This window comes from Serratia sp. JKS296, from assembly GCF_900215445.1.
GTDB classification, from domain to species: Bacteria; Pseudomonadota; Gammaproteobacteria; order Enterobacterales; family Enterobacteriaceae; genus Serratia; species Serratia marcescens.
In genome coordinates this window covers 4,071,873-4,098,499 of sequence record NZ_OCMX01000001.1, presented here as the reverse complement: position 1 = coordinate 4,098,499, position 26,627 = coordinate 4,071,873, and the positions used below count along the sequence as shown (strand labels likewise).

The 26,627-nt window shown below is 60.2% G+C and carries 27 protein-coding genes; 18 read left to right on the top strand and 9 right to left on the bottom strand.

The annotated features are described in order from the left end of the window. Positions 1-82 precede the first annotated feature (82 nt). The gene (locus tag CRO23_RS19700; RefSeq protein ID WP_079450821.1) at positions 83-2,323 is read right to left on the bottom strand and encodes a TonB-dependent siderophore receptor; all 2,241 of its coding nucleotides are present in this window, start codon (positions 2,321-2,323) and stop codon (positions 83-85) included. Between the two features lie 234 nt (positions 2,324-2,557). Here CRO23_RS19700 and CRO23_RS19695 point away from each other — a divergent pair, with 234 nt between their 5' ends. Next, the gene (locus CRO23_RS19695) at positions 2,558-3,436 is read left to right on the top strand and encodes a siderophore-interacting protein (RefSeq protein ID WP_097102723.1); all 879 of its coding nucleotides are present in this window, start codon (positions 2,558-2,560) and stop codon (positions 3,434-3,436) included. 152 nt (positions 3,437-3,588) lie between these two features. Here the strand turns inward: CRO23_RS19695 and CRO23_RS19690 are convergent, their stop codons facing one another. Continuing rightward, positions 3,589-4,362, bottom strand: a complete 774-nt coding sequence (locus CRO23_RS19690; protein ID WP_016929001.1) for an amidohydrolase — start codon at positions 4,360-4,362, stop codon at positions 3,589-3,591. Beyond that, positions 4,350-5,510: a pyridoxal phosphate-dependent aminotransferase gene (locus tag CRO23_RS19685; protein ID WP_097102721.1), complete on the bottom strand. Its 1,161-nt coding sequence runs from the start codon at positions 5,508-5,510 to the stop codon at positions 4,350-4,352. Before CRO23_RS19685 ends, CRO23_RS19690 begins: the two co-directional genes overlap by 13 nt. Positions 5,511-5,674: 164 nt before the next feature. Between CRO23_RS19685 and CRO23_RS19680 the strand changes: the two genes are divergently transcribed. From CRO23_RS19680 to CRO23_RS19670, 3 genes are read left to right on the top strand one after another with little or no spacing between them, the layout of a single operon-like run. Next, entirely contained in the window at positions 5,675-6,289 is a 615-nt protein-coding gene (locus CRO23_RS19680; protein WP_016928999.1) for a methylthioribulose 1-phosphate dehydratase, read from the top strand. Further along, positions 6,286-6,975 (top strand): acireductone synthase, encoded by a 690-nt coding sequence (gene mtnC / locus CRO23_RS19675; protein WP_097102719.1) that lies wholly within the window; start codon positions 6,286-6,288, stop codon positions 6,973-6,975. The genes CRO23_RS19680 and mtnC overlap by 4 nt, the downstream gene beginning before the upstream one ends. Then, positions 6,972-7,514 carry a 1,2-dihydroxy-3-keto-5-methylthiopentene dioxygenase gene (locus CRO23_RS19670; RefSeq protein WP_028127829.1) on the top strand — a complete coding sequence of 181 codons (543 nt, stop codon included), beginning with the start codon at positions 6,972-6,974 and terminating at the stop codon, positions 7,512-7,514. Before mtnC ends, CRO23_RS19670 begins: the two co-directional genes overlap by 4 nt. Before the next feature lie 17 nt (positions 7,515-7,531). On the opposite strand, the gene mtnA is transcribed toward CRO23_RS19670, so the two are convergent. Then, positions 7,532-8,560, bottom strand: a complete 1,029-nt coding sequence (mtnA, locus tag CRO23_RS19665; protein ID WP_097102718.1) for an S-methyl-5-thioribose-1-phosphate isomerase — start codon at positions 8,558-8,560, stop codon at positions 7,532-7,534. Positions 8,561-8,705: 145 nt separating this feature from the next. Between mtnA and mtnK the strand changes: the two genes are divergently transcribed. Further along, a complete protein-coding gene (mtnK, locus tag CRO23_RS19660; protein ID WP_016928995.1) occupies positions 8,706-9,905 on the top strand; it encodes an S-methyl-5-thioribose kinase in 1,200 nt (399 codons plus the stop codon). 73 nt (positions 9,906-9,978) lie between these two features. Here mtnK and CRO23_RS19655 read toward each other — a convergent pair whose 3' ends face one another. Together CRO23_RS19655 and fadE are read right to left on the bottom strand one after the other, a co-directional pair. Beyond that, entirely contained in the window at positions 9,979-10,131 is a 153-nt protein-coding gene (locus CRO23_RS19655; protein WP_097102716.1) for a Hok/Gef family protein, read from the bottom strand. A gap of 291 nt (positions 10,132-10,422) precedes the next feature. Continuing rightward, positions 10,423-12,879 carry an acyl-CoA dehydrogenase FadE gene (gene fadE / locus CRO23_RS19650; RefSeq protein ID WP_016928993.1) on the bottom strand — a complete coding sequence of 819 codons (2,457 nt, stop codon included), beginning with the start codon at positions 12,877-12,879 and terminating at the stop codon, positions 10,423-10,425. Positions 12,880-13,125: 246 nt separating this feature from the next. Here fadE and lpcA point away from each other — a divergent pair, with 246 nt between their 5' ends. Both lpcA and CRO23_RS19640 read left to right on the top strand, forming a co-directional pair. After that, positions 13,126-13,707: a D-sedoheptulose 7-phosphate isomerase gene (lpcA, locus tag CRO23_RS19645; protein WP_004930220.1), complete on the top strand. Its 582-nt coding sequence runs from the start codon at positions 13,126-13,128 to the stop codon at positions 13,705-13,707. A 100-nt stretch (positions 13,708-13,807) separates the two neighbouring features. Continuing rightward, positions 13,808-14,611, top strand: coding sequence for a class II glutamine amidotransferase (locus CRO23_RS19640; RefSeq protein WP_004930222.1), 804 nt, complete (start codon positions 13,808-13,810; stop codon positions 14,609-14,611). Here CRO23_RS19640 and dpaA read toward each other — a convergent pair. After that, the gene (dpaA, locus tag CRO23_RS19635) at positions 14,546-15,316 is read right to left on the bottom strand and encodes a peptidoglycan meso-diaminopimelic acid protein amidase (protein ID WP_004930225.1); all 771 of its coding nucleotides are present in this window, start codon (positions 15,314-15,316) and stop codon (positions 14,546-14,548) included. The genes CRO23_RS19640 and dpaA overlap by 66 nt on opposite strands. A 554-nt stretch (positions 15,317-15,870) precedes the next feature. Here dpaA and CRO23_RS19630 point away from each other — a divergent pair. The 8 genes from CRO23_RS19630 to nqrM are packed head-to-tail and all read left to right on the top strand — an operon-like array spanning position 15,871 to position 22,981. Next, positions 15,871-17,220, top strand: coding sequence for a Na(+)-translocating NADH-quinone reductase subunit A (locus CRO23_RS19630; protein ID WP_028128252.1), 1,350 nt, complete (start codon positions 15,871-15,873; stop codon positions 17,218-17,220). Positions 17,221-17,223: 3 nt separating this feature from the next. Further along, positions 17,224-18,465, top strand: a complete 1,242-nt coding sequence (locus CRO23_RS19625; RefSeq protein WP_016928991.1) for an NADH:ubiquinone reductase (Na(+)-transporting) subunit B — start codon at positions 17,224-17,226, stop codon at positions 18,463-18,465. Beyond that, positions 18,455-19,249 (top strand): Na(+)-translocating NADH-quinone reductase subunit C, encoded by a 795-nt coding sequence (locus tag CRO23_RS19620; RefSeq protein ID WP_015376731.1) that lies wholly within the window; start codon positions 18,455-18,457, stop codon positions 19,247-19,249. Before CRO23_RS19625 ends, CRO23_RS19620 begins: the two co-directional genes overlap by 11 nt. Then, positions 19,242-19,871 (top strand): NADH:ubiquinone reductase (Na(+)-transporting) subunit D, encoded by a 630-nt coding sequence (locus CRO23_RS19615; protein WP_004930232.1) that lies wholly within the window; start codon positions 19,242-19,244, stop codon positions 19,869-19,871. The genes CRO23_RS19620 and CRO23_RS19615 overlap by 8 nt, the downstream gene beginning before the upstream one ends. Positions 19,872-19,877: 6 nt before the next feature. Next, positions 19,878-20,474: an NADH:ubiquinone reductase (Na(+)-transporting) subunit E gene (nqrE, locus tag CRO23_RS19610; RefSeq protein ID WP_004930235.1), complete on the top strand. Its 597-nt coding sequence runs from the start codon at positions 19,878-19,880 to the stop codon at positions 20,472-20,474. A 15-nt stretch (positions 20,475-20,489) separates the two neighbouring features. Continuing rightward, complete coding sequence (gene nqrF / locus CRO23_RS19605; RefSeq protein ID WP_028127828.1) at positions 20,490-21,713, top strand: NADH:ubiquinone reductase (Na(+)-transporting) subunit F; 1,224 nt, start codon at positions 20,490-20,492, stop codon at positions 21,711-21,713. Continuing rightward, positions 21,697-22,746: an FAD:protein FMN transferase gene (locus CRO23_RS19600; RefSeq protein WP_049299726.1), complete on the top strand. Its 1,050-nt coding sequence runs from the start codon at positions 21,697-21,699 to the stop codon at positions 22,744-22,746. Before nqrF ends, CRO23_RS19600 begins: the two co-directional genes overlap by 17 nt. 7 nt (positions 22,747-22,753) lie before the next feature. Next, on the top strand, positions 22,754-22,981 hold the full coding sequence (nqrM, locus tag CRO23_RS19595) for a (Na+)-NQR maturation NqrM (RefSeq protein WP_016928987.1): 228 nt from the start codon (positions 22,754-22,756) through the stop codon (positions 22,979-22,981). A 32-nt stretch (positions 22,982-23,013) separates the two neighbouring features. On the opposite strand, the gene CRO23_RS19590 is transcribed toward nqrM, so the two are convergent. After that, positions 23,014-23,235 carry a hypothetical protein gene (locus tag CRO23_RS19590; RefSeq protein ID WP_016928986.1) on the bottom strand — a complete coding sequence of 74 codons (222 nt, stop codon included), beginning with the start codon at positions 23,233-23,235 and terminating at the stop codon, positions 23,014-23,016. Between the two features lie 216 nt (positions 23,236-23,451). Here CRO23_RS19590 and CRO23_RS19585 point away from each other — a divergent pair, with 216 nt between their 5' ends. Together CRO23_RS19585 and CRO23_RS19580 are read left to right on the top strand one after the other, a co-directional pair. Further along, a complete protein-coding gene (locus CRO23_RS19585) occupies positions 23,452-23,985 on the top strand; it encodes a hypothetical protein (RefSeq protein ID WP_016928984.1) in 534 nt (177 codons plus the stop codon). Positions 23,986-23,989: 4 nt separating this feature from the next. Then, positions 23,990-24,409 carry a putative T6SS immunity periplasmic lipoprotein gene (locus CRO23_RS19580; protein ID WP_016928983.1) on the top strand — a complete coding sequence of 140 codons (420 nt, stop codon included), beginning with the start codon at positions 23,990-23,992 and terminating at the stop codon, positions 24,407-24,409. Between the two features lie 65 nt (positions 24,410-24,474). Here the strand turns inward: CRO23_RS19580 and CRO23_RS19575 are convergent, their stop codons facing one another. Then, positions 24,475-25,371, bottom strand: a complete 897-nt coding sequence (locus CRO23_RS19575) for a glycerophosphodiester phosphodiesterase family protein (protein WP_097102714.1) — start codon at positions 25,369-25,371, stop codon at positions 24,475-24,477. Between the two features lie 183 nt (positions 25,372-25,554). On the opposite strand from CRO23_RS19575, the gene dinB reads away from it, so the two are divergent. Then, positions 25,555-26,616 carry a DNA polymerase IV gene (dinB, locus tag CRO23_RS19570; RefSeq protein ID WP_079449642.1) on the top strand — a complete coding sequence of 354 codons (1,062 nt, stop codon included), beginning with the start codon at positions 25,555-25,557 and terminating at the stop codon, positions 26,614-26,616. Positions 26,617-26,627: the final 11 nt, after the last annotated feature.

The following is a 26,627-nucleotide window of genomic DNA, read 5'->3' as shown; positions in this document are numbered from 1 at the left end:
GATAACTCAGGGCTTCGTCATTTCCGTTCTCTGAAAAACGGTGCGGCCCAATCAACGGGGCCGGCGGACCGGCCCCTTATCCTCAGAATAACACCGAATAGTTCAAGCCGAAGGTGCGTCCGCGGCCTTTATAGCTGTACAGCTCAGGCGAGCCGTAGGTCGGGCTGTACAGGATCGGCGCGCGTTGGCCCCAAACGGTGGTGTACTCCTTGTCCAGCAGGTTTTCCACGCTGAAGCTGATTTTTCCTACCGGCAGGGTATAGCTGCCGAGGAAGTCGACGGTGTTGTAGCCATCGATCTTGCGGCCCTGAGTGGAGTTGGCTTTGGTGTAATCGCCGTCGTCCGACACGTCGAAGGTTTGCTGCGACTGTAAGCGCAGATTCCAGTCGCCCGGCGCCCAGCCGACATAAGCGGTGACTTTCGATGGGCTGGCGGTATCGACCACCAGCTTCTTCCATTCGCCGTTGACCTTGGTTTCGGAACGGATGAGGTTGAAGTTGGTACCGGCGCTCCAGTCGCTGTCTTCAAAGAAATAGTCCACCGCGCCTTCCAGCCCATAGATGCGCCGCTTGTCCGCATTGACGTTGATGGTCATGTCGGTTTTGTTGATGGCGATGCTCTTGTCGGACAGCGAGTAGTAGGCGGCGATTTGCGTGCGCAGGTTATCGCCGGTATAGCGCCAGCCCAGCTCGTAGGCATTGACCTTGATGCCTTCCAGCTTGGAATCGCCGACGTTGACGCTCTTCAGCAATTGATAATGGCTGCCGTTCAACGCGTAGGTGCCGTTGCCGTAATATTTGCCCGGATCCGGGATCTCAAAGCCCTGAGAGAAGTTGAACCAGGTTTGCTGGCGCTCGGTCAGATGTGCCAACAGGCCGGCATTGAACAGCGCGTTGTTGTAGTCGGTTTTCCCTCCCGGTATAGCGTCGGCGGACGTCGCGGCGCCGGTGGCGATCGCCTGCTGCTGGTTATAACCGACGAAGTCATCAATCTTGTTTTCGGTGTACTGGTAGCGCACGCCGCCGCTCAGGGTGAAGATGGGATTGATGTCGTAACTGGCCTGCAGGAACGACGCCAGGTTGCTGGTGGTATAGCTCGGGTAGCGGCCGGTGCCGTAAGCGTTCTCCAGCGTCATGCCGCCGGACTGTTGGGCCTTCGCCAGGTTGAAGAACTGCTGGTTGGCGTTGAAGCTCTCATGCTCGGCGTCGATGCCGTAAGTCAGCGTCAGCGCGTCGACAGGTTTGCTGTTTAACGTCAGTTTGCCGCCGTAAAAATCGGTTTTTTGCTGCGAAGCGCCAATGCTGCTGACGTAATAGTTCGGCGCTTTGCCCGCCAGCGTTGGGAATGGGTAGAAGGTCAACGTTTCGTCGCGATAGTAGACCTGCGCCACCAGATCCTGGCCGAGGAAATCGGTGTTGGAATATTGCAGGTTGATCAGGTGGCGCTCGGTGCCGGGGATGCGATCGGAGTTTAAGTTACCGCTGTTGTACGCCTTGGCGTTGCCGGTCACCGCCGCGAAGTTTTCCCCCAGAAACAGGCCGTGATCGCCGTCGGACTGGCTTTTGTAGTATTGGGTGGTCAGCTGCAGCTGTTGATGATCGTCGATGTTGAGGGTGCCGGTGCCCATCACATCGAGGCGATTGGAATACTGCAGGCCGGTTTGGGTATTGTCGATCAATACCTCATTGCCTTTGCCGTCATACCAGCCGCCATAGCGCTGGTAAGAAACGGACAGGCGCCCCGAGGCGTTGTCGTTGCCGCCGCTGACCGCCGCCGCCACGTTCTCGTCGTGATCGTTATGGCCGCCAAAGCCTGTTTTACCGCCGACCTGCAACTCGACCTGCTGTTCCTGTTGCCCTTTTTTGGTGACGATATTGATCAGGCCGCCGGTGCTGCCGCCGCCGTACAGCGAGGTCGCGCCGGAAATCACCTCGATATGATCGATATTGAACGGATCGATCGAATCCAACTGGCGACTGTCGCTGCGCGATGAATTCAGGCGCACGCCGTCAATCATCACCATCATCGAGCGGCCGCGCATATTCATGCCATAGTTGGTGCGGCCCTGGCCGCTGACGTCCATGCCGGGGATCAGCTGCGCCAACATGTCCTTGATCTCTTTGCCGCCCTGAACCTGCTGTTCGATCTCCTGACTTTCGATCACCCAGGTGGTCTGCGCCATTTCCGCCATGCTGCGGTGTGAACGGCTGGCTGAGACCACCATCTGCTCTTCGGCGCCGGCTTTCTGATCTTCGGCCCAGGCCGCTGGCGCAAGCATTGCCAGCAGACAAGGGTTCAAAACCCAAAGGTGTTTGCGTTTCATCGTTATTTATTTCCCAGGTGATATTGTTATTGCGTTATTTTTGAGAATGATTCTTTTATCAATAACGTTTCTTGTTATCAATAAAATCATGATATGATTTTTTGCGATACATTAACGTAATTAATTAGTTTTATTAACATTTTGCCCGCTGCGCGATCGAGCAACCCACGCCGTCAACACGGCAGCCGATCGGCCATACGTTCAAGCGACAGCCGTTGCCGGAGAATCGAGAACATGTCCGCCAGCTACAGAATTTTTGATATCACCTTGAAAAGCAAAATACTGATTTCACCTTCGCTGGTGCGCTGCGTGTTTGAAGGTGCGGATATTCATCGGATGAAGCTGGAAGCGCCGGATCAGCGCATCAAACTGCTGTTCCCGGCGGCGGACGGCCGGATCCCGCAATTGGCCAATAGCCCGGACTGGTACGGCGATTACATGGCGATCCCCAAAGAGCGGCGCCCGGTGATGCGTACTTATACGCTGCGTGCGCTGCGCCGTGAGCAGAATCAGATGGACGTCGAGTTCGTGCTGCATGGCGTGAACGGCCCGGCCTCCGCCTGGGCGACTCACGCCGAGCCGGGTGATGCCATTCAGACCGTTGCCCCCAACGCTGACTTCGACGGCGACAGCGGCGGCTACGAATGGGCGCCGCCGGCGCAGTTGCAGCAGGCGCTGTTGATTGCCGATGAAACGGCCGTGCCGGCGGCGATGGGCATTCTGGAGCAATTGGCGCAGCAGGCTAATCCGCCGCGCGTGCAGGCGTTCTTCGAAGTGCCGCAGGCGGGGGATTGCCTGGATTTGACCCGTTTCCCGTTCGCCGAGGTTTACTGGCTGCCGCGCGATGTGGGCCGCCAGTTGGCGCACGGCACGTTGCTGGTGGAAGCGGTGCGCCAGCGGGTGGATATCCCCGCGTCGGCCTGTGCGCAGGCGCAGTCCCTGGTGGAAAGCAGCCTGAGCGATGAGGTGTTGTGGGAGCGGGCAGCCGGCAGCAACGTTTTCTACGCCTGGGTGGCGGCCGAGTCTTCCACGGTGAAAACGCTGCGGCGTTACCTGATCGGCGAACGCGATCTGGATCGCTCCACCGTTAACTTTATGGCCTACTGGTGTTGAGTGCGCCGTCCTTTTCCGGCATCGGCGCTGGAGGCGCGGCAGGCCGCCGCACGGATGATGACGCGCGGCGACAAGCTGGCGGCGATCGGCGCGGAGCCTTTATCTCTCTGCCGAACATCGACGTGCCAATCGCCGGCTGGGAGCGTGTTTAATCAGTCGAGACGCAGAAAGCTGTCGGCGTCGCGCCAAGCCGGGAAGGCGTTGCGGTAACTCTGCAGGGTTTCCAGCGACAGCTCAGCGTCCAGCTGCGCGGCTGCGCCGGGCTCGGCATCCGCCAGGATCTCGCCCTGCGGGCTGATGATCAGGCTGTCTCCGCTGTAGTTCAGGCCGTTGGCATCGTCGCCCACCCGGTTGCAGCCCGCCACATACACCTGATTTTCAATCGCCCGCGCCGCCAGCAGCGTTTGCCAATGGCGGCTGCGCGGCGCCGGCCAGTTGGCGACGTACAGCGCCAGATCGTAATCCTGCTGATAGCGCGCCCAGACCGGGAAACGCAGGTCGTAGCAGATCTGCGGCAGGATGCGCCAGCCGCGCCACTCGAAGATTTCACGCCGGTTGCCGGCCTGGTAGTGCAGGTGTTCGCCGGCCATGCGGAACAGATGGCGTTTATCATAGGCATGCACCTGGCCGCCCGGCTCCACCAGCAGGAAGCGGTTGACCGCGCCCTCGTCAGTTTTCAGCGCCACGCTGCCGCCGATTAACGCATGGCTTTTCACCGCCCAACCGTGCAGCCAGTCGATCACCTGCTGTTCGGGCAGGGCGCTCTCGCCGGCATCCATGGCGAAACCGGTGGTGAACATTTCCGGCAAGACGATGAGATCACGCCCGGCGATCGGCGCCAGCAACGCGTCGAAGGCGGCCAGGTTAGCGAGGCCGTCGCGCCAGACCAGCGGTTGCTGCAACAGGGTAATTTTTAAAGTCGACATAACCGCTCCGCAGCTGCATCCAGCGTGGCGTCCTGTTTAGCGAAGCACAGCCGGATCAATTTATGGGGGAAAGGATCGGCACAGAAGACCGACAGCGGAATGGCCGCCACGCCCACGTGCTCGGTTAACCAATGGCAGAACGCTACATCGTCCAGATCGGAGATGGCGCTGTAGTCCGCCAGCAAGAAGTATGTACCGGCGCAGGGTAAAATTTCCAGTCGGCTGCTCGCCAGCGCCTGCACAAAGCGATCTCGCTTGGCGCGATAGAGCGCCGGCAGCTGTCGCCAGTGCTCCGGCTCGGCGCGCAGGCTATCCGCCAGCGCCAGCTGCGCCGGAGTATTGACCGAAAAGGTCAGGTATTGATGCACCTTGCGCACCTCAGCGCTCAGCGCGGCGGGCGCCACGCAGTAACCCACTTTCCAGCCGGTCATGTGGAAGGTTTTTCCGAAAGAGGAGACCGCGATCGCCCGTTGGCGCAGCTGCGGGTGGGCCAACACGCTGGCGTGGCCGCCTTTGGTGAAGCAGATGTGTTCGTAAACCTCGTCGCTGAGCACGTAGATTTCGCGTTCGGCGATGGCGTGCCACAGCTGTTGCATGTCTTCCGCCTGCCAGGCGGTGGCGGACGGGTTGTGCGGCGTGTTGACGATCACCAGGCGGGTGCGCGGCGACAGCGCGGCGGCGAACCGTTGCCAATCCACGGCAAACGCGGGCGGCTGCAGGGCGAGGCGTTTGAGTACGCCGCCCGCCAGCGTCACCGCCGGCGCGTAGCTGTCGTAGCTCGGATCGAAACAGACAACCTCATCGCCGGGGCGCACCAGCGCGGTGATGGCGGCGAACAGCGCTTCGGTGGCGCCGGCGGTGACGGTCACTTCGCCGCCGGCGTCCGGCTGCCAGCCATACAGCTCGGCGGTTTTGTCGGCGATGGCTTCGCGCAGCGCCGCCACGCCGGTCATCGGCGCATATTGGTTGGCGCCCTGGGCGACGTGCCAGGCCAGGCGTTCTTTCAGGTAGTCCGGCCCGTCGAAATCAGGGAAGCCCTGCGACAGGTTGATCGCCTGATGCTGCTGCGCCAGCGCGCTCATTTGGGTGAAGATGGTGGTGCCCAGGGCAGGCAGTTTACTTTCGGGAATCAATGCGGAAGTGCTCATAGCAGGTGAATACTCCAGGCGCTTATATTGCCGTCAATATAACACGATGCTAGTATTTGGCAATCAAGACGCTTAGATGGCTAAATGCGAAAAAGTGCTTAGCCCGCCACGCGGCAGGCAACGTTTCATCTGCCGGCCGCCTTACCGAACGGGAAACGATAACAATGACGGAGAATCCGCAACTTACCGCATTACTGGCGGCCTGCCACTGGATTGGCGACAAAGGCTGGTGTCCGGCGACCGGCGGCAACATGTCGCTGCGCCTCGACGAACGCCAGTGCCTGGTCACCGAATCCGGCAAAGACAAAGGCAGCCTGAGCGCCGCCGATTTTCTGCAGGTGGATATCGCCGACAATCATGTGCCGAGCGGCCGTACGCCGTCGGCGGAAACCGGGCTGCATACGCTGCTCTATCGCTTGTACCCGCATCTTGGCGCGGTGTTGCATACCCATTCCGTCAACGCCACCGTGTTGTCGCGGGTGGAACGCGGCGATGCGTTGGTGCTGCAGGGGTACGAAATGCAAAAGTCGCTCGCCGGTCAGCGCAGCCACCTGGACAGCGTGGCGATCCCCATTTTCGATAACGATCAGGACATTCCCCGGCTGGCGTCGCGCGTCGCGGCCTATGCCGAGGTCACGCCGCTGCAGTACGGTTTTCTGGTGCGCGGCCACGGTCTCTATTGCTGGGGAAGTCAGGTGGCGGAAGCCCGCCGCCATCTCGAAGGGCTGGAGTTCCTGTTCCAGTGTGAACTGCAACGTCGCTTGCTGGAGGCGAAATGATCCGCGCTATCGTGACCGATATTGAAGGCACCACCAGCGATATTCGCTTCGTGCACCAGGTATTGTTTCCCTATGCCCGCGAACGGCTGGCGGATTTTGTACGCCGTCACGCCACGGAGAGCGAAGTCGCCGCGCCGCTGGCGGCGCTGCGCGCTGAAATTGACCAGCCGCAGGCGGATCTCGACGCGCTGATCGCCGCGCTGTACCGCTTTATGGATGAAGACCGCAAATCCACCGCGCTCAAGGCGCTGCAGGGCATCATCTGGCGCAGCGGCTATCGCGAAGGGGATTTCCGCGGGCATCTGTACCCGGAGGTTGCGGGGCAGTTGGCCGCCTGGCAGCGTCAGGGACTGAAGCTTTACGTCTATTCCTCCGGTTCGGTGGCAGCGCAGAAGCTGCTGTTCGGCCACAGCAGCGCCGGCGATCTGCAGCCGCTGTTCAGCGGCTATTTCGACACGCACGTCGGCGCCAAGCGTGAAACCGCGTCGTACCGCAACATTGCGCAGGCTATCGGCATCGCGCCCGACGAACTGTTGTTCCTGTCCGATATCCACCAGGAACTGGACGCCGCGCAGGCCGCCGGCTGGCATACCTGCCAGCTGATCCGCGATGAGGCGGATGCACAGAGCCGGCATCCGCAGGTCAGCCGTTTTGATCACATCGATTTAGGGGAGTTTGTCTCATGAGTGGATTGACCATTTTCAGTGATACAGCGCCGCAGCAGCCGCTGTGGCAGAGCCGCGACGCGCAGGAAATCCAGCGCCAGCTGGCGCAGATCGGCGTGCGCTTTGAGCGTTGGCAGGCGGATCGCGAACTGGGCGACAACCCGCAGCCGCAGGCGGTGATCGCCGCCTACCAGCATGAGATCGACCGGCTGGTGGCGGAAAAGGGCTACCAGAGTTGGGACGTGATCAGCATGCGGCCGGACCACGAACAGCGCCAGGCGCTGCGCGAAAAATTCCTGTCCGAACACACGCACGGTGAGGATGAAGTGCGCTTTTTCGTTGAAGGGGCGGGGCTGTTTTGCCTGCATCTGGACGGCAAGATCTTCCAGATCCTGTGCGAAAAGAACGATCTGATCTCAGTGCCGGCCAACACCCGTCACTGGTTCGATATGGGCTCGGCGCCGCACTTTACCGCGATCCGGGTATTTGACAACCCGGAAGGCTGGGTGGCGCATTTCACCGGCGACACGATCGCCGATGCCTATCCGCGCCTGGACTGATCGTCAACCGGCGGGCGTTAACCCAGCGCCCGCCGGAAAATCCCCGCTTCAACCTGCTGCGGCGTGATCACGCCGCTGTCGAACACCCACCCGCTGATAAGCTTGGCCGGCGTGACGTCGAACGCCGGATTGCAGACCGGCGCATCGGCCGGCGCCCACTGGCAGGCGCCGAAGCTGCCTGAAACGCCGGTGACTTCGGCCGCCGCGCGTTGCTCGATCGGGATGGCGGCGCCGTCCGGACAGTGCGGATCGTGGGTGGTGTGCGGGGCGGCCACGTAGAACGGGATGCCGTGATAGTGCGCCAGCACCGCCAGGCTGTAGGTGCCAATCTTGTTGGCGACGTCGCCGTTGGCGGCGATGCGATCCGCGCCGACCCATACCGCATCGACCTGGCCTTGCGCCATCAGGCTGGCGGCCATTGAATCGCAGATCAGACGATAGGGAATGCCCAGCTCGCCCAGTTCCCAGGCGGTCAGGCGGCCGCCCTGCAGCAGCGGCCGGGTTTCATCGACCCATACTTGTTGCACCTTGCCCTGCTGGTGGGCGCGCAGCAGCACCCCGATAGCGGTGCCGACGCCGGCGGTGGCCAATCCGCCGGTATTGCAGTGGGTCAGCAGGCGGCTGCCGGGCTTGACCAGCCCTGCGCCGCGATCGGCGATGCGATCGCACAGCAGGCGATCCTCCTCCACCAACCGCAGCGCTTCGTTCACCATCGCCGGCGCCCAGTCATGTTCCGCCAGCGCCAACTTCATGCGATCCAGATTGTTCATCAGGTTAACCGCCGTCGGGCGGGCGGCGCGCAGCGTGTGCAGCGCCTGCTCCAGCTCGGCGCGCGGCAGACCGCGTTCCGCGAGCAGTGCCAACAGCAGGCTGGCGGACAGCCCGATCAGCGGTGCGCCGCGCACCCGCAGGCTGTGAATGTGCCCGACCAACTCCTCCACGCTGTCGCAGGCGCGCCACCGCTTTTCCTGCGGCAGGGCTTGCTGATCGAGGATCCAAAGGCGGTTGTCCCGCAGGGACAAACTGGTGGTGTTAAGCGCTTGCATCGGCGGTTAATTCCTTGTTGCGTGGTTATTGCATCTGAAACGCTATTCTGCCAACATGACTTCCAGATGTATAGACGTCCAAATGCTTTTACGTCTAAATAATCAGAGTCGCTGGGTCAGTGAGAGAGAACAGAGGGGTTGGGGAATGTCGCTTTATCGTACGTTTACGGCTGCCGATGCCGTTGAATATGCCCGCCAATACGGGCAGGTGGCCGAACCGCAGGCGCTGGTGAGCGCCGACGAGATCGGTGACGGCAACCTGAACCTGGTGTTCAAGATCCGCGATCGTGAAGGTGTGAGCCGGGTGATCGTCAAACAGGCGCTGCCCTACGTGCGCTGCGTGGGCGAATCCTGGCCGCTGACGTTGGATCGGGCGCGCATCGAAGCGGAAACGCTGCTGGTCCACGGCGGTTTCTGCCCGCGGCATACGGTAAAAGTCTTGCATCACGATCCCGAGTTGGCGGTGATGGTGCAGGAAGATCTCTCCGATCATCGCATCTGGCGCAGTGAACTGGTGCAGGGGAACTATCATCCGCTGGCGGCCGGGCAACTGGCGGAATACCTGGCGCAGACGCTGTTTCACACCTCCGATTTTTATCAGTCGGCGCAGCAGAAAAAGGCGGAAGTCAGCCGTTTCACCAACCCCGAACTGTGCCAGATCACCGAAGATCTGTTCTTTACCGATCCCTATATCGACCATGAGCGCAATCAGTTCGAGGCGGCGCTGTTGCCGCAGGTGCAGGCGCTGCGCGAGGATGCGCCGCTGAAGTTGGCGGTCGCCGGCCTGAAACATCGCTTCCTCAGCAAGGCGGAGGCGCTGTTGCACGGGGATATCCACAGCGGTTCGATCTTCGTGGCGGAAGGGCGATTGAAAGCGATCGACGCCGAATTCGGTTTCTACGGCCCGATCGGTTTCGATGTCGGCACTGCGTTAGGCAACCTGCTGCTCAACTATTGCGGCCAGCCGGGGCTGTTCGGGCCGCGCGACGCCGCCGCCGGGCGCGAGCAGCGGCTGCAGGATGTGCGCGAGCTGTGGCTGATCTTTGCCGATCGCTTTCTGGCGCTGTGCCATCAGCAAAGCCGCGATGCGGCGCTGGCGACGCCGGGTTACGCCGAGCAGTTCCTGCAGCAGGTCTGGAGCGACGCGATAGGATACTGCGGCACCGAACTGATTCGGCGCACCATCGGCCTGGCGCACGTCGCCGATCTGGACAGCATCGCCGACGCCGACATGCGCCTCGACTGTCAGCGTCACGCCCTGGGATTGGGGCGCACGCTGATCGTCAATGCGCCGCAGATCGAGCATATCGACGCGCTGTTGGCGCGCATTCGTCAGCAGGGCTGAAAAGGCGGGTGCTCGTGGATCCTGCCTGACACCATCAGCCAACGGGCGGGGCGAACCCCGCCGTTGGGTTGCCTTACCGTCCGGATTCGTAAGCCAAAGTGGCCGCATCCTCCGAGTCTCCCAACCTGATGCGCAGTTCGCACAGCGAACCGCGGGTTAGCCAGATGAACGCGAGCAGCGTCATACAGACGATCACCAGTTTAAGTACGACCCGTTTTTGCTGCATTTTTGACCTCCCTATCCTTGCCTTGCGGCGGGTAAGAGGCTAACCTGATGTTGCTAGGCATCAGAGTGGCCTCGGGTTGATAATATCGACTCGGGGCCTTTCTCTTTCTCTCCTTTGCCAAGGCTCCGGACAGAAAGATCCAGAGCACCCGCCGCGCAGTCTACCCGAACTTCCTTCCCGTGAAATCCGCCGTTGCGCCAACCTGCGGCGTGGTGCGCAGTTTGTCCTGAAAGCAAAAGAAAAAAGGGGCGATGATGATCGCCCCTTGTATACGTGGAGTGGGAGTTGGCGTTAAGCCGCTTCGGTCTGCTGCTGGCGCTTAGACTGCGCCGCCGGCTTTTCCGGCTTGGCGGCCGCCAGCGCATCCGGCGCAAAGTCGTCCACGTTGATGGAGCGCAGGCGGCTCTCTTCGGCTTTCACCAGGATCTTCGCTTCGTCGGCGCTGATCTTGCCTTCTTCCAGCGCGCGCTCCGCCAAACGATCCAGACGGGTGAACGGCAGGTTTTTGCCGGCCGCCTTGCACAGACGTTCGTGAATCGGCTCGGCGGCCATCACGTCGGCCAGCGCCGCTTCCAGCAGGCCGATTGGGTTATGCTCGCTCGGCGTCAGGTACTGGCCGCGCCCCAGACGGCTGCGGGTGGCGGAAGGCACCTGCAGGATCTTGGCCAACTGATGATCCAGGCGATCGGACGGCGCAGTATGCACGCGGCCGAACGGGAAGACCACGAAGCGCAGCGCGCCGGCGATAAAGCGGTTCGGGAAGTTGCGCAGCAGATCATCCAGCGCCTGTTCGGCTTTATGCAGGCTGTCTTGCACGCCCCAATGCACCAGCGGCAGATCTTCTTTCTGACGGCCTTCGTCGTCAAAGCGTTTCAGCACGGCGGAAGCCAAATACATCTGGCTGAGGATATCCCCCAGGCGAGCGGAGATGCGCTCACGGCGCTTCAGGCTGCCGCCCAGCACGCCCATGGAAACGTCCGACAGCAGCGCCAGGTTGGCGCTCAGGCGGTTCAGCTGCTGATAGTAACGACGGGTCGCGTCCTTGGTTGGCGTGGCGCTGGTGCGGCCGTTGGTCAGGCCCAGCCAGAAGCTGCGTACCTTGTTGCTGCCGACGTGACCCAGGTGGCCGAACAGCGATTTATCGAAGGCGTTCAGATCGTTGTTCTGCGCCGCCGCCATTTCATCCAGCACATAAGGATGGCAGCGGATCGCGCCCTGACCGAAGATCATCATGGTGCGGGTCAGGATGTTCGCGCCTTCCACCGTGATGGCGATCGGTGCCCCCTGATAAGCGCGAGCCAGGAAGTTGGATTCGCCCAGCATGATGCCTTTACCGCCGGCGATATCCATGGCGTCAACTATCGACTGCTGGCCGCGGTGCGTGCAGTGGTATTTGACGATGGCCGACAGCACGGCCGGCTTCTCGCCCTGCACCAGCGCATAGGTGATCAGCGAAGCGGCGGCGTCCATCACATAGGTGTTGCCGGCGATGCGCGCCAACGGTTCCTCGATCCCTTCCATCTTGCCGATGGAGATCTTGAACTGACGGCGAATGTGCGCGTAGGCGCCAGTCGCCAGGGCGATGGATTTCAGGCTGCCGGTAGAGTTGGACGGCAGGGTGATGCCGCGGCCGACCGACAGGCACTCAACCAGCATGCGCCAGCCCTGGCCGGCCATTTTCGGCCCGCCGATGATGTAATCGATCGGCACGAACACGTCGGTGCCGCGGGTCGGGCCGTTCTGGAACGGCACGTTCAGCGGGAAGTGGCGGTTGCCGATTTCCACGCCCGGGGTGCTGGTCGGGATCAGCGCACAGGTGATGCCCGGGGATTCGTTGTCGCTCAGCAGGCGGTTCGGGTCATGCAGTTTGAACGCCAGGCCCAGTACGGTGGCGACCGGCGCCAACGTGATGTAGCGCTTGTTCCAGGTCAGGCGCATGCCCAGCACCTGCTTGCCTTGCCATTCGCCCATGCACACGGTGCCGACGTCCGGGATCGCGCCGGCATCGGAACCCGCTTCCGGGCTGGTCAGCGCGAAGCATGGGATTTCGTCGCCGCGCGCCAGGCCCGGCAGATAGTGGTTTTTCTGTTCTTCGGTGCCGTAGTGCTGCAGCAGTTCGCCCGGGCCGAGGGAGTTCGGTACGCCGACGGTGATCGCCAGGATGCCGGAAACGCCGGCCAGTTTTTGCAGCACCATCGCCTGAGCGTAAGGGGAGAATTCCAGACCGCCGTACTCTTTCTTGATGATCATCGCGAAGAAACGGTGTTCTTTCAGGTACGCCCAGAGTTCTGGCGGCAGATCGGCCAGTTCGTGGGTGATCTGGAAGTCGTTGGCCATGCGGCAGGCTTCTTCCACCGGGCCGTCGATAAACGCCTGCTCTTCTTCCGTCAGGCGCGGTTTCGGGTAGCTGTGCAGCTTGTTCCAGTCCGGCGCCCCGCGGAACAGATCGCCTTCCCACCAAGTGGTGCCGGCGTCGATCGCTTCCTTCTCGGTGGTGGACATCGGCGGCATCACCTTGCGGAAGGCGCGCAGTGCCGGCGCGGAGAGCAGGGAACGGCGTACAGAGGAAAGGTTCAGCGGCAGCAGCACGATCGCCAGCGGCAGCAACAGCCAGAAGCTCCACAGGCCGATAGCGCCCATGACGGCGGTGTACGCCACCAGGATCAGGCTGCTGAGGGTAAGGTTCACTCGGTGGTAGAACACCACGCCGAGGAGAGCCAGGAAAACGACGATACTAAGAACCATCATAAGAAGCTCCGAAGTAGTAAGAGGTCTGACCTGTTGTGTGTATGTAATAGGTTTTAGTACAAGGCAGAATTTTTATCAATGCGTTTACAGTTTAATTACAACTCAGGTCACAAACTGACAGCACCAATCATCAAAAACCTCTCCGCTTCCTTAACCGGCGCGCTGTTTGGCCGAGAATGCTTCTCGCTGTTTCCGCGATCCGGTACACTGCGGAGCGGAAGATTTGACGATAACAAGAGGTTCCTCATGTACCACGACCTTATTCGCAGTGAACTGAACGAAGCGGCTGATACCCTGGCGAAATTTATCAATGACGACGCCAACATCGACGCCATCCAACGCGCGGCGGTGCTGCTGGCGGATTCCTTCAAAGCCGGCGGTAAAGTGATTTCCTGCGGCAACGGCGGTTCCCATTGCGACGCGATGCATTTCGCCGAAGAGCTGACCGGCCGCTACCGCGAAAACCGCCCGGGCTACCCGGCGATTGCCATCTCGGACGTGAGCCACCTGTCCTGCGTCAGCAACGACTTCGGCTATGAGTATGTGTTCTCGCGCTATGTGGAAGCGGTGGGCCGCGAAGGCGACGTGCTGTTGGGCATTTCCACCTCCGGCAACTCCGGCAACATCATCAAGGCTATCGATGCGGCGCGTGCCAAGGGGATGAAAGTGATCACCCTGACCGGCAAGGACGGCGGCAAGATGGCGGGTTCCGCCGATGTGGAAATTCGCGTGCCGCACTTCGGTTACGCCGATCGCATTCAGGAAATTCACATTAAAGCGATTCACATCTTGATTCAGCTGATCGAAAAAGAGATGGTTAAGGCGTAATAGCCTTCGGGGGCTGCGGCTCCCCATGAATAAGACTGCGGGCGCCGCATGTATGCCGTGCCCGCACAGTCTGTGTCAGTGTGGTTAAGGAGTGCTGGCGATGTGTGAACTGCTCGGGATGAGCGCAAACGTACCGACCGATATCTGCTTCAGCTTTACCGGCCTGGTACAGCGCGGCGGCCGCACCGGGCCGCATAAGGATGGCTGGGGCATTACCTTCTATGAAGGGAACGGCTGCCGCACATTCAAGGATCCGCAGCCGAGCTTCAACTCGCCGATCGCCCGCCTGGTGCAGGACTACCCGATCAAGTCTTGCGCGGTGGTGTCCCATATTCGCCAGGCCAACCGCGGCGAAGTGGCGTTGGAAAACACCCATCCGTTCACCCGCGAACTGTGGGGCCGCAACTGGACCTACGCGCACAACGGCCAATTGAAAGGCTATCGTCAGTTGGATACCGGCACGTTCCGCCCGGTCGGCCAGACTGACAGCGAATATGCCTTCTGCTGGCTGCTGCACCAGCTGGCGCTGAAATATCCGCGCACCCCGAGCCAGTGGCCGGCGGTATTCCGCTACATTGGCCTGTTGGCGAGCCAACTGCGCAAGAAAGGGGTATTCAATATGCTGTTGTCGGACGGGCGCTTCGTGATGGCGTATTGCTCCACCAACCTGTATTGGATTACGCGCCGCGCGCCGTTCGGCAAGGCGACGCTGCTTGATCAGGACGTGGAGATTGATTTTCAGCAACAGACCACACCGAACGATGTGGTCACGGTGATCGCCACCCAACCGCTGACCGCTAACGAAACCTGGCACAAGATTGAGCCAGGCGAGTTCGCGTTATTTCACTTCGGTGAGCGGCTTGTTCTGAGCGAAGGGGTTGGTGTTGGGCGTCGGGCTGGCTGACGCGTACTGCGTCATCATGCCGCCGCTGCTCATCAGCGGTTGACCCAAGACGTACTGGCCATTGACCACGCCCATTGTCGGCGGTTGGCGGTTCTTCGCGAAGTAATCATAGCCCGGCTTCAGCTGGCGCCAGAAGGCGATATAGCTGGATGACGCATGGCGTTTCAGGTTCTGTTCGGTCATGCGGAACGGGTAGATGCTGATGTCGACGCGGCTTTGGCCATAGGCGAAGGCGGCTTCGACGTAGCGATAGATCTCATCCATATAGGTGTTGGTCATCGCGTAACAGCCGATCGATTTACATTCGCCGTGGATCATCAGATAAGCGCCGGAATAGCCCTGCGACTTATCGTAATCGTTAGGGAAACCGATATTGATCGCCCGATAATACTTGCTGTCGGGTTTCAGATGGCGCGCGTCAACGCTATAAAAGCCTTCAGGACTTTTAAAGTCGCCTTCACGACGTTTAGGACCCAGCCCGCCGGAGAAATTACAGATCGGGAACGTGTTGACCAGGCGGAATTCATTGCCCATTCTGGCATACAATTCCAGCTTGCGTTCCTCTTTGAAGATCTGAATATAGACCGGCGAACCCAATAATTGCTGTTTAACTACCGGCGCTTCGGGTACCTGCTCGCTGGCGCTGCAGGCCGTGATCATCGGCATAGAAACAAGCATCGCAAACAACAGCGCGATTTTGCTCATTATAATTCCTGCTTATATTTATCTGCCGGCGTAATCAACCTGGCCAGCATGCCACTGATTATTGTTTTTACTGCTGCAAAACACCGCCAGATTACCAGCGCGTTTATTTTTAGCAATACGTGATATGTATAAAAAAACGACAAAGCTCGATAAAAGTGAAATGACCGGCAGATTTTAACGATAAGTAGTGAAAAACAGGCGAAATTTAATTGCGTTTGCTTGACCCAAGTCACGACGGAACGCAGAACAATGTTGCGAACAATGTTAATATTCTCTCTTCAATTTAACGCGCGGTGGCGATTGAAGCGGCGGGGGTTATGGCATATAACCCGGCCGTTTCGGTGGTTATTTGGCTACAGGCCGTTAACACATCGATTGTCACGCAAATAACGGAGAGGGGGGAATCAAGGGAATGCGCGTTACCCCATATATTCACTGCGAGAAAGTTCATGTTGGGCGTGCCGTCGTGCGCACTGCCCGGCAATCCTGGCATCGTCCGCACCCGCCTCTGGGGCCGGGCAGACGTGTAAACCAAACTACATCGTATAAATCCTATGATTAAGATCAGAAAAGGGTTAGATCTGCCGATAGCCGGGGTTCCGGTTCAGGCGATCCAAGATGGCCCGAACATTCAGCATGTCGCCCTGCTTGGGGAAGAGTATGTCGGAATGCGCCCCTCCATGCTGGTGCAGGAAGGCGATACCGTTAAGAAAGGCCAGGCGTTGTTCGAAGATAAGAAAAACCCCGGGGTTTTCTTCACGGCACCCGCCAGCGGCCGCATCGCCGCGATTAACCGCGGCGAGCGGCGCGTATTGCAATCGGTGGTGATTGCGCTGGAAAACGGCGGCGACGATCAGCTCGAGTTTGCGCACTACCCGCTGGGTGAACTGAGCCAGCTGCCGCGTGAACAGGTCGAAAGCGAACTGATCGCCAGCGGCCTGTGGACCGCGCTGCGCACCCGTCCGTTCAGCAAAACGCCGAGCCCCGGCAGCGAGCCGCGCGCCATTTTCGTCACCGCGATGGATACCCAGCCGTTGGCCGCCGACCCGCAGGTGATCATCGCCGAACAGCAGGCGGCGTTTAACGCCGGGCTGGTGGTGTTGGCGCGCCTGACGGCGGGCAAGGTACACGTATGCCACGCCGCCGGCGCCTCGGTTGGGCAGCAAAGCGGCTCGCAGATCGCCTACAGCGAATTCGCCGGCCCGCATCCCGCCGGGCTGGCGGGCACCCACATTCATTTCCTTGAACCGGTCAGCCTGAAGAAAATCGTTTGGCACATCGGTTACCAGGATGTCATCGCCATCGGCACGCTGTTCACCACCGGCAAGCTCGATACCCGCCGTGTGGTGGCGCTGGCCGGGCCGCAGGTGGCGCAGCCGGCGCTGCTGCGCACCCGCCTGGGAGCCAGCCTCGATGAGCTGACCGCCGGCCGCCTGAAAGGCGGCGAGAATCGGGTGATCTCCGGTTCGGTGCTGAATGGCATGCACGCCGCCGGGCCGAACGCCTGGCTCGGCCGCTTCCACTCGCAGGTGTCGGTGTTGGAGGAAGGGCGCGACAAAGAGCTGTTCGGTTGGATCGTGCCCTCGCCGAACAAATTCTCCATTACCCGCACCACGCTGGGCCACTTCCTGAAGAACAAACTGTTCGCTTTCTCAACCACCACTAACGGCGGCGAGCGCGCCATGGTGCCGATCGGCAACTATGAGCGGGTGATGCCGCTGGATATTTTGCCGACGCTGCTGCTGCGCGATTTGCTGGCGGGCGACAGCGACAGCGCGCAAGCGCTGGGCTGCCTGGAACTGGATGAGGAAGATCTGGCGCTGTGCACCTTCGTTTGCCCCGGCAAGTATGAGTACGCGCCGGTGCTGCGCGAGGTGCTGACCAAGATTGAGCAGGAAGGATAACCGATGGGCCTGAAGAATTATTTCGAGAAGATAGAGCATCACTTCACGCCGGGCGGCAAACTGGAAAAGTGGTACCCGCTGTATGAAGCGACCACTACGGTGTTTTACACCCCCGGCACGGTGACGCGCGGCGCTTCGCACGTGCGCGACGCCATCGATTTGAAACGCATGATGATCCTGGTGTGGCTGGCGGTGTTCCCGGCGATGTTCTGGGGCATGTACAACGTCGGCCAGCAGGCAATCCCGGCGCTGCACCATCTGTACAGCGGCGACGCGCTGCAACAGGTGCTGGCGGGCGACTGGCATTATCGCCTGGCGCAGTGGCTCGGCGCCTCGCTGGCGGCCGACGCCGGCTGGGTCAGCAAGATGGTGCTGGGTGCCTGTTACTTCCTGCCGATCTACGCCGTGGTGTTCGTCGTCGGCGGCTTCTGGGAAGTGCTGTTCGCCATTATCCGCAAGCATGAGGTCAACGAAGGCTTCTTCGTCACGTCCATCCTGTTCGCGCTGATCGTGCCGCCGACCCTGCCGCTGTGGCAGGCCGCGCTGGGCATCACCTTCGGCGTGGTGGTGGCCAAAGAGATCTTCGGCGGCACCGGGCGCAACTTCCTCAACCCGGCGCTGGCCGGCCGCGCCTTCCTGTTCTTCGCCTACCCGGCGCAGATCTCCGGCGATTTGGTGTGGACCTCCGCGGACGGTTTCTCCGGCGCGACGCCGCTGGCGCAGTGGAGCGCGGGCGGGGCGCACAGCCTGAGCAACGTGGCCACCGGCCAGTCCATCAGCTGGCTGGACGCTTTCCTCGGCAACATTCCCGGCTCGATCGGTGAGGTGTCCACGCTGATGATCCTGATCGGCGGGGCGATTATCCTGTTCGGCCGCGTGGCCTCCTGGCGCATCGTCGCCGGCGTAATGCTCGGCATGGTGGCTTCCGCCCTGTTGTTCAACGCCATCGGTTCGGACACCAACCCGATGTTCGCCATGCCGTGGTACTGGCATCTGGTGCTGGGCGGCTTCGCTTTCGGCATGATCTTTATGGCGACCGACCCGGTTTCCGCCTCCTTCACCAATAAGGGGAAATGGTGGTACGGCATTCTGATTGGCGTGATGTGCGTGCTGATTAGGGTAGTCAACCCCGCCTATCCGGAAGGCATGATGCTGGCGATCCTGTTCGCCAACCTGTTCGCGCCGCTGTTCGATTATCTGGTGGTGCAGGCCAACATCAAGCGGAGAAAAGCCCGTGGCGAATGAAGCGAAAAACGACGGCATCGGTAAAACGCTGCTGGTAGTGCTGCTGCTGTGTCTGGTGTGTTCAGTGGTGGTGGCGGGCTCCGCCGTCGGCCTGAAGTCCAAACAGCAGGAGCAAAAGCTGCTCGACAAGCAGCGCAATATTCTCGACGTAGCCGGCCTGTTACAGCCGAAAATGGAGAGCGAGCAGGTCAAGCGCCTGTACAGCGAGCGCATCGAACCGCGCCTGGTGGATCTGAACAGCGGCGAGTTTGTCGCCGGCAAGGCGGCGGCGTTCGATCTGGGCGCCGCGCTGCGCGACGACGCCAAAAGCGTGGCGCTGGCGGCGGGCGACGATCCGGCCGGCATCAAGCGCCGCAGCAACCAGGCGGAAATCTACCTGGTGCGCGATGAAAGCGGCCAGGTGAACAAGATTGTGCTGCCGGTATACGGCACCGGTCTGTGGTCGATGATGTACGCCTTCGTGGCGCTGGATAATGACGGCAACACGGTCAAGGGCATCACCTACTACGACCAGGGGGAAACCCCGGGGCTGGGCGGGGAGGTCGAGAACCCGTCCTGGCGCCAGCAGTGGGTCGGCAAGCAGCTGTTCGACGACAATGGCCAGCCGGCGATCCGCGTGGTGAAAGGCGGCGCGCGTCAGGGGGATGTGCATGGTGTGGACGGCCTGTCCGGCGCCACGCTGACCTCCAACGGCGTACAGCATACGTTTGATTTCTGGTTGGGCGAGCACGGCTTCGGCCCGTTCCTGAAAAAAGTTCGTGAAGGAGCGCTGAAAAATGGCTGATTCCAAAGAGATAAAGCGGGTCCTGCTGGGGCCGCTGTTCGACAATAACCCGATCGCCCTGCAGGTGCTGGGCGTCTGTTCGGCGCTGGCGGTGACCACCAAGCTGGAGACGGCGGTGGTGATGACCATTGCGGTGACGCTGGTGACCGCGTTCTCCAGCTTCTTCATCTCGCTGATCCGTCATCATATTCCCAACAGCGTGCGCATCATCGTGCAGATGGCGATCATCGCCTCGCTGGTGATCGTGGTCGATCAGCTGTTGCGCGCCTATGCGTTTGAGATCTCCAAGCAGCTGTCGGTGTTCGTCGGCCTGATCATCACCAACTGCATCGTGATGGGGCGCGCCGAGGCCTACGCCATGAAGTCGCCGCCGATCGAGAGCTTTATGGACGGCATCGGCAACGGGCTGGGTTACGGGGTGATCCTGGTGCTGGTCGGTTTCCTGCGCGAGCTGATCGGCTCCGGCAAGCTGTTCGGCGTGCCGGTGCTGGAAACGGTGCAGAACGGCGGCTGGTATCAGCCGAACGGCCTGTTCCTGCTGGCGCCGAGCGCGTTCTTCATCATCGGCCTGCTGATCTGGGTGCTGCGCACCCTGAAGCCGGCGCAGATCGAAAAGGAGTAAAGGCCGATGGAACACTATATCAGCCTGTTTGTGCGCGCGGTGTTCGTTGAGAACATGGCGCTGGCGTTCTTCCTCGGGATGTGCACCTTCCTGGCGGTGTCGAAGAAGGTCTCGACCGCCTTTGGCCTGGGCATCGCGGTGACCATCGTGCTCGGCATTTCGGTGCCGGTGAACAACCTGGTCTACAACCTGATCCTGCGCGACGGCGCGCTGGTGGAAGGCGTCGATCTGAGCTTCCTCAACTTCATCACCTTCATCGGCGTGATTGCGGCGCTGGTGCAGATTCTGGAGATGATCCTCGATCGTTTCTTCCCGTCGCTGTATAACGCGCTCGGCATCTTCCTGCCGCTCATCACCGTGAACTGCGCCATCTTCGGCGGCGTGTCCTTCATGGTGCAGCGCGACTACAACTTCGCCGAATCGGTGGTGTACGGCTTTGGTTCCGGCACCGGCTGGATGCTGGCGATCGTCGCCATGGCGGGGATCCGCGAAAAACTCAAGTATGCCAACGTGCCGGCAGGGCTGCGCGGCCTGGGCATTACCTTTATCACCACCGGACTGATGGCGCTGGGCTTCATGTCCTTCTCCGGTGTTCAGTTGTAAAGGCGGGAAGAATTTATGGAAATTATTTTAGGCGTAGCAATGTTCACCGCCATCGTGATGGTGCTGGTGTTGCTGATCCTGTTCGCCAAGTCGAAGCTGGTGAATACCGGCGACATCGCGGTGGAAATCAACGGCGATCTGGATAAGAGCTTCCATGCGCCGGCGGGCGACAAGCTGCTCAACATGCTCTCCAGCCAGGGGATTTTCGTCTCCTCGGCCTGTGGCGGCGGCGGTTCCTGCGGCCAGTGCCGGGTGGTGATCAAAGAGGGCGGCGGCGATATCCTGCCGACCGAGCTCTCGCACATCAACAAGCGCGAAGCGAAAGAGGGTTGCCGCCTGGCGTGCCAGGTGAACGTGAAGCAGAACCTGAAGATCGAGCTGCCGGAAGAGATCTTCGGCGTGAAGAAATGGGAGTGCGAGGTTATCTCCAACGATAACAAAGCCACCTTTATCAAAGAGCTGAAGCTGAAGATCCCCGATGGCGAAGACGTGCCGTTCCGCGCGGGCGGTTTCATCCAGATCGAAGCGCCGGCGCACGACATCAGCTACGCTGACTTCGACGTGCCGCAGGAGTATCGCGGCGACTGGGACAAGTTCAACCTGTTCCGCTACCGCTCGACGGTGAACGACACCACGGTGCGCGCCTACTCGATGGCCAACTACCCGGAAGAAAAGGGCATCATCATGCTCAACGTGCGTATTGCCACGCCGCCGCCGAACAATCCGGACGTGCCGCCGGGCATCATGTCTTCCTATATCTGGTCGCTGAAGCCGGGCGACAAGGTGACCATCTCCGGGCCGTTCGGCGAGTTCTTCGCCAAGGACACCGACGCCGAAATGATCTTTATCGGCGGCGGCGCGGGCATGGCGCCGATGCGTTCGCACATCTTCGATCAGCTCAAGCGTTTGAACTCGAAACGCAAGATCACCTTCTGGTACGGCGCGCGTTCGCTGCGCGAGATGTTCTATGAAGACGATTTCAACCAGCTGCAGGCGGAGAACGAAAACTTCACCTGGCACGTGGCGCTGTCGGATCCGCAGCCGGAAGATAACTGGACCGGCTACACCGGCTTTATCCATAATGTTCTGCTGGAGAACTACCTGAAGAACCACCCGGCGCCGGAAGACTGCGAGTTTTACATGTGCGGGCCGCCGATGATGAACGCCGCGGTGATCAAGATGCTCAAAGATCTGGGCGTCGAAGACGAAAACATCATGCTGGATGACTTTGGTGGCTAAATTGCGCGCATTGGCGACGAAGAACTGGCTGGCGGGCGTGGCGCTGAGCGCCACCCTGCTGCTGACCGGCTGCGGGCCGGAACAGGTGGATCTGACGGGTAAAACCATGGGTACCTCGTATTCGATCCGTTACGTGGCCGGCGACAATACGCCGTCGGCGCGCGAGATGCAGGCGGAGATCGACAAACGGCTGGAACAGGTGAACGATCAGATGTCCACCTACCGGCCGGATTCCGAGCTCAGCCGCTTCAACGCCAGCCGCGACATTGACCGGCCGTTCCCGGTTTCGCCGGCCACCGCCGAAGTGGTGCGCGAAGCGCTGCGCATCAATCGCGTCACCGATGGCGCGCTGGACGTGACCGTCGGGCCGCTGGTCAACCTGTGGGGCTTCGGCCCGGAAGGGCGGCCGGATAAGGTGCCGAGCGAGGCGGAGCTGGCGCACCGCCGCGCCTGGACCGGCGCCGACAAACTGGCGGTGCAGGGCAGCGCGCTGGTGAAAAGCATCCCTGAGCTGTACGTCGATCTGTCGTCGATCGCCAAAGGGTATGGCGTGGACGTGGTGGCGGAGTATCTGCAATCGCAACACGTGAAAGACTACATGGTGGATATCGGCGGCGAGGTGCGCACGCGCGGGCATAACGGCGAGCAAAAGCCGTGGCGCATCGCCATCGAGCGCCCGACCACCGGCGCGCAGCAGCAGGCGCAGCTGGTGATCCAACCGGGGGAGATGTCGATCGCCACCTCGGGTGACTATCGCAACTACTTCGAGCAGGACGGGGTGCGCTATTCGCACACCATCGATCCGATCACCGGGCGCCCGATCCATCATCGGCTGGTGTCGATCACCGTGCTGAGCCCGACCTGCATGACCGCCGACGGCCTGTCCACCGGCCTGAACGTGATGGGGCCGGAGCGCGGCATGGCGCTGGCCAACCTGCTCGGCATTCCGGTGTTCATGATCGTGAAAACCGCCGACGGGTTTGAGGAGCGTTATTCAGACGCGTTCAAGCCCTATCTGAAAAAGCGTTCGTGAGGTTGCTATGTTGACGGTATTCGCCGCTACTTTCGTGTTGTTCCTGCTGATCGTCGGCGGCATGTCGCTGGGCTATGTGTTCAAACGCAAAAGCCTGCAGGGCAGCTGCGGCGGCATCACCGCGCTGGGCATGGAGAAAGTCTGCGACTGCCCGGAGCCGTGCGATGCGCGCAAAAAGCGCGAAGCCAAAGCGGCGCAGCGGCGCGAGCAGTTGGAAAAGCACCGTATTCTGTAACGAAGTGAAAACCCGGCCCTGGCCGGGTTTTTTTATTTGGGGGAGTTATTTGATTTTGAATAGGCCAGGTTGCCGAGTACACCGTCCATGAAACAGCATAACACTAGGTCAATCGCCAGCAACTCGAAGTTAGCCGACATCTGATCCTCGCCCTCAACGTGGCCAATAATCCAGTCTGAGAGAAAGGGAAAAGCCAGGAGCATGAGGCCGATACCTATTATCGCACCGGCAATAATTGCTGCTATTCGTTTCATATCACTTGCCAGAACCAGACTTCTTTTGATTTAACGAAATCGCTAAAACGCCCATCGTAATCTTTAATCTTGCTCAGGATTAAATCGTAAGGTTGATACATCTCTCATTTTAGAATTATTCGGATATTCCTGATATTTATCATTAGGTTAGTTTGTTGACTTGATTGGTTAAAATGTCGTCTCATTAGGTTTCTTTTGGATTTAGGGAGTTCCAGGATGGGACAACAACAAGAAGGGATAAAACGGGGGTTAACGGTGGGTGAAATTAATTTGGCCCGTTCCGTGTTTGGCAGGTCAGTTTTCTATGAAAAAGTGTTTGTTCACTGCGATAGCTATCTGCCGTTTGGGCTGCAAGCCAACAGAACGGCGATGGCACCCAACGGAGAAGTCTGGTTTAGACAAGCCTTATATAAGGCTGATTTTTCCACGGCCGCTGCAGGTTTCCAGCATGTATTTATCCACGAAATGAGCCATGTCTGGCAGCACCAAAAAGGCATGTGGGTGAGAACCCGAGGGTTATTGAGTTGGGCTGCTGAATACAAATATCGACTCGATGGTAAACAGCTGTTGCATAACTACTCCATGGAACAGCAGGCTTCAATCATCGCTGATTATTGGTTCCTGAAGAAGTATGGTTACACTATCTGGCTGGGTGCGATTAACAATGGCGTGAATTTTCAGGGCGTAACGGATAAAACGATCGCCAGAAAATACGAATATGCGCTTTCTCAGTTTCTTAAGCAGAGGTAACAGGATGAACCGCATTATTTTGGCTGGAACGCTAACTTTGTTGCTCGTCGGCTGCATGCACATGAACGATCCGAGGCCAAAAAACTACGCGGCCAACGTCACTGTCGTTGATAACCACGTTTGTGTGCGGGTTCAACCTGAAGGGGACGAACGCTTGGCCGGCGTCATTATCGAAGAAATCGGCAACGCCAATGCTATCTTCGGCAAGCACTTCGCGGATAACGAGATGCCTGCGGTCACCGCGGCTACGTGCATTCCCGACGATAACTATAAATTCGAAGGCGGGAAGTCTTACGGGATATCGGTGACGCTGTTGTCGCGGGATAAACGAAGTAAAGGTCTTGAGCCTGCCGCCCGGCTATTCGGTGCTGGGTTTAGTGTTCGCTATGAAAATAGCACCATCCAGGTGGTTCCTGCTCGCTAACGGATATTGAAAGCCATACGGGCATAAGGCGGGATGACGAACCGCCTTATGCCGTAACCGGTGATTTATTTCGCCTTGCGGAAACTTTTCGCCTCGGCCGGCGAGTTGACCATCACGCCGTCGGCGCCCAGCGCCAGCGCCTGCTGATACGCCTGCGGCGTGTTGACGCCGAACAGAATGATGTGCGTCGGGCCCTGCGAGCGGAAACAATCCATCGACTCTTTATCCCAGGTCAGAAACGCCTTCGACCGCCCTTCGCCGAGGGTGTACTTCTCCACCACTTCCACCTCGCGCTTCAGCTCCAGCCCGTACCAGCGCGGCTGCCGGTTGTCCGGTTTGACATCGCACTGGTGCGCCATGGTGACGTTGGCCAGCAGCGTGCGGGTTTCGTCGCGGCTTTCGAAGCGCGGGACGGCCGGCGGCAGCGCCTGCAGGTATTTGGCGTCGGTAGAGTAGACGCGGGTGCGATTCAGGCTGTCGGTGCTTTCCAGCGTCGCCAGCAGCGCCTGGCCAAACTGCGCCGGATCGGCGTCCGGGGATTTGATGTCCAGATAAAAGGTGACGTGCGGAAACGCTTTAAGCACGTCGTCGAGCCTCGGAATGCCGATACCCTGGCCGCGGAACGGATGCGCATCGCCTTTGGCGAACGCCCAGCCGGCATCGGTCTCGGCCAACTGCGCGGCAGTATAGGCAGAGACCGGGCCCTGCCGGTTGGTCAGCGCCTTCAGATCTGAGGGGCGATACAGCACGATGACGCCGTCTTTGGATGCTTGCAGGGTGATCCAAACGGCGTCGGCGCCGTTTTTCAGCGCGGTTTCGATGGCGATGCGGGTGTTCTCCGGCGCATCGGCGGTGCCGCCGCGATGGGCGACGATCGCCGGCGCGTGACCGGCGGCGGCGCTGGCCGCCAGCGCGCTCAGCGACAGTGCGGAAGCCAGCAGCCAATGAGAAAATCTGATCATGTAGAGTACCTTGTCGTTATCGTTGTGGTGAGCCGCACGGGATGGCGGAAATCATACTATTGAAAAATTAAGCTTTTTTAACAACGCGGAAATATCTGGCGGAAACGGCGCTTTCATCGAAGCCTGCGGCCTTGAGCTTTCGGTATCTGACTGTATACTTATACAGTGTTACTGGAGGGTGCGATGCGTAAAATCATTCATGTCGATATGGACTGCTTCTTCGCGGCGGTGGAAATGCGCGACGATCCCAGCCTGCGCGATATCCCGCTGGCGATTGGCGGCAGCGCCGATCGGCGCGGGGTGATCAGCACCGCCAACTACCCGGCGCGGCGCTACGGCGTGCATAGCGCCATGTCCACGGCGATGGCGCTCAAGCTGTGTCCGCATCTCACCCTGCTGCCGGGGCGCATGGCGGCCTACAAAGAGGCTTCGCAACACATCCGTGAAATCTTCGCCCGCTACACCCCGTTGATCGAGCCGCTGTCGCTCGATGAAGCCTATCTCGACGTGACCGACAGCCCGCAATGCAACGGTTCGGCGACGCTGATCGCCCAGGAGATCCGTCAGGCGATCGCCGACGAGCTGAACCTCACCGCGTCGGCCGGCATCGCGCCAATCAAGTTTCTCGCTAAAATCGCCTCCGAGATGAACAAGCCGAACGGGCAATACGTGATCACGCCGGCGCAGGTACCGGCGTTTTTGCAGCAGCTGCCGCTCAGCAAGATCCCCGGCGTCGGCAAGGTGACCGCCAAGCGGCTGGAAGAGGTGGGGCTCATCACCTGCGCCGACGTGCAGCAATACGATTTGGCGCAGTTGCTCAAGCGTTTCGGCAAGTTCGGCCGGGTGCTGTGGGAGCGGTGTCAGGGCATCGATCGGCGCGAAATCTCGGCGGAGCGGCTGCGTAAATCGGTGGGCGTGGAGCGCACGTTGGCGGAAGACATTCACGACTGGGAAGACTGCGAAACGCTGATTATCGACAAACTCTACCCCGAGCTGGAGATGCGGCTGCGCAAGGTGAAGCCGGATCTGCACATCGCCCGGCAAGGCGTGAAGCTGAAGTTTCAGGATTTTCAGCAAACCACTCAGGAACACGTGTTCCCGGTGCTGAACCGGCAGGATTTGCTGGCGGTGGCGCGGCAGGCGTGGCGCGAGCGGCGAGAAGGGCGCGGCGTGCGGCTGGTGGGGCTGCATGTGACGCTGCTCGATCCGCAGCTGGAGCGGCAGCTGGCGCTGCCTTGGGAATAAAAAAAGCCGGC

Excerpts from the sequence above, each read along its gene's own strand:
- CRO23_RS19630 (WP_028128252.1), top strand. The coding sequence starts at position 15,871 with ATGATTAAGATCAGAAAAGGGTTAGATCTGCCGATAGCCGGGGTTCCG.
- CRO23_RS19670 (WP_028127829.1), top strand. The coding sequence starts at position 6,972 with ATGAGTGGATTGACCATTTTCAGTGATACAGCGCCGCAGCAGCCGCTG.
- lpcA (WP_004930220.1), top strand. The coding sequence starts at position 13,126 with ATGTACCACGACCTTATTCGCAGTGAACTGAACGAAGCGGCTGATACC.
- dinB (WP_079449642.1), top strand. The coding sequence starts at position 25,555 with ATGCGTAAAATCATTCATGTCGATATGGACTGCTTCTTCGCGGCGGTG.
- mtnK (WP_016928995.1), top strand. The coding sequence starts at position 8,706 with ATGTCGCTTTATCGTACGTTTACGGCTGCCGATGCCGTTGAATATGCC.
- nqrM (WP_016928987.1), top strand. The coding sequence starts at position 22,754 with ATGTTGACGGTATTCGCCGCTACTTTCGTGTTGTTCCTGCTGATCGTC.
- CRO23_RS19685 (WP_097102721.1), bottom strand. The coding sequence starts at position 5,510 with ATGAGCACTTCCGCATTGATTCCCGAAAGTAAACTGCCTGCCCTGGGC.
- CRO23_RS19655 (WP_097102716.1), bottom strand. The coding sequence starts at position 10,131 with ATGCAGCAAAAACGGGTCGTACTTAAACTGGTGATCGTCTGTATGACG.
- nqrE (WP_004930235.1), top strand. The coding sequence starts at position 19,878 with ATGGAACACTATATCAGCCTGTTTGTGCGCGCGGTGTTCGTTGAGAAC.
- CRO23_RS19590 (WP_016928986.1), bottom strand. The coding sequence starts at position 23,235 with ATGAAACGAATAGCAGCAATTATTGCCGGTGCGATAATAGGTATCGGC.
- CRO23_RS19600 (WP_049299726.1), top strand. The coding sequence starts at position 21,697 with ATGACTTTGGTGGCTAAATTGCGCGCATTGGCGACGAAGAACTGGCTG.
- dpaA (WP_004930225.1), bottom strand. The coding sequence starts at position 15,316 with ATGAGCAAAATCGCGCTGTTGTTTGCGATGCTTGTTTCTATGCCGATG.
- nqrF (WP_028127828.1), top strand. The coding sequence starts at position 20,490 with ATGGAAATTATTTTAGGCGTAGCAATGTTCACCGCCATCGTGATGGTG.
- CRO23_RS19625 (WP_016928991.1), top strand. The coding sequence starts at position 17,224 with ATGGGCCTGAAGAATTATTTCGAGAAGATAGAGCATCACTTCACGCCG.
- CRO23_RS19690 (WP_016929001.1), bottom strand. The coding sequence starts at position 4,362 with ATGTCGACTTTAAAAATTACCCTGTTGCAGCAACCGCTGGTCTGGCGC.
- mtnC (WP_097102719.1), top strand. The coding sequence starts at position 6,286 with ATGATCCGCGCTATCGTGACCGATATTGAAGGCACCACCAGCGATATT.
- fadE (WP_016928993.1), bottom strand. The coding sequence starts at position 12,879 with ATGATGGTTCTTAGTATCGTCGTTTTCCTGGCTCTCCTCGGCGTGGTG.
- CRO23_RS19580 (WP_016928983.1), top strand. The coding sequence starts at position 23,990 with ATGAACCGCATTATTTTGGCTGGAACGCTAACTTTGTTGCTCGTCGGC.
- CRO23_RS19615 (WP_004930232.1), top strand. The coding sequence starts at position 19,242 with ATGGCTGATTCCAAAGAGATAAAGCGGGTCCTGCTGGGGCCGCTGTTC.
- CRO23_RS19585 (WP_016928984.1), top strand. The coding sequence starts at position 23,452 with ATGGGACAACAACAAGAAGGGATAAAACGGGGGTTAACGGTGGGTGAA.
- mtnA (WP_097102718.1), bottom strand. The coding sequence starts at position 8,560 with ATGCAAGCGCTTAACACCACCAGTTTGTCCCTGCGGGACAACCGCCTT.
- CRO23_RS19695 (WP_097102723.1), top strand. The coding sequence starts at position 2,558 with ATGTCCGCCAGCTACAGAATTTTTGATATCACCTTGAAAAGCAAAATA.
- CRO23_RS19680 (WP_016928999.1), top strand. The coding sequence starts at position 5,675 with ATGACGGAGAATCCGCAACTTACCGCATTACTGGCGGCCTGCCACTGG.
- CRO23_RS19640 (WP_004930222.1), top strand. The coding sequence starts at position 13,808 with ATGTGTGAACTGCTCGGGATGAGCGCAAACGTACCGACCGATATCTGC.
- CRO23_RS19700 (WP_079450821.1), bottom strand. The coding sequence starts at position 2,323 with ATGAAACGCAAACACCTTTGGGTTTTGAACCCTTGTCTGCTGGCAATG.
- CRO23_RS19575 (WP_097102714.1), bottom strand. The coding sequence starts at position 25,371 with ATGATCAGATTTTCTCATTGGCTGCTGGCTTCCGCACTGTCGCTGAGC.